This is a genomic window from Stenotrophomonas sp. YIM B06876 (assembly GCF_030711595.1).
In the GTDB taxonomy this organism is placed as follows: Bacteria; Pseudomonadota; Gammaproteobacteria; order Xanthomonadales; family Xanthomonadaceae; genus Stenotrophomonas.
Genome location: NZ_JAUJUJ010000517.1, coordinates 1 through 559, shown reverse-complemented (window position 1 = coordinate 559; position 559 = coordinate 1). Strand labels below are relative to the sequence as shown.

Sequence of the window (559 nt, the reverse complement as noted above, 5' to 3'; positions counted from 1 at the left end):
GCCCGCGCCGGTGGCCATCACCACCAGTGCCTTGCGGTGCTGGTCGCGCTCGAACGTCTCGGCAATGCGGCGGATGGCGCGCTGCTGGTAATGCCGCTCGGCAATGGTGTGCGCAATGGCGGCCCCCGCCAGCGGCTTGCGGCTGGTGCGGCGTTGCACCATCAGCACCAGCTCGTCCTTCTTGTGAAAGCCCTGCACTGCGCGTGGCGGGCTGGTGGTGTCGTCCCACAGCCAGTGCTCGTAGCCATTGGTGCCATACATCACCGGGCGCTGGTCAAACTGCTTTTCCAGGCAGTCGGCATACAGCTTGGCCTGCTGCTCGCCCTCGCGGGCACTGCGCCGGCTGCGCTTGGCCTCGACGATGGCCAGCGGCTTGCCATCGTCGCCCCACAGCACATAGTCGATGAAGCCCTTGCCCTGCTGGTTGGGCATGCCTTGCACTTCATATTCACGGTCGCGCGCATCGGCCAGGGGCCAGCCGGCTTCCTTGAGCAGCAGGTCGATGAACAGGTCGCGCGTGGCCGCTTCGTTGTAGTCGTGGGCCAGGGCTGGCTGCGCT

The 559-nt window shown here is 66.7% G+C and carries 1 protein-coding gene; it reads right to left on the bottom strand.

Features of this window, described 5'->3' with window-relative positions:
* Nucleotides 1–559 (bottom strand): type I restriction endonuclease (locus QZH66_RS18255; protein ID WP_305807208.1); only part of this gene is annotated, 559 nt, incomplete at both ends.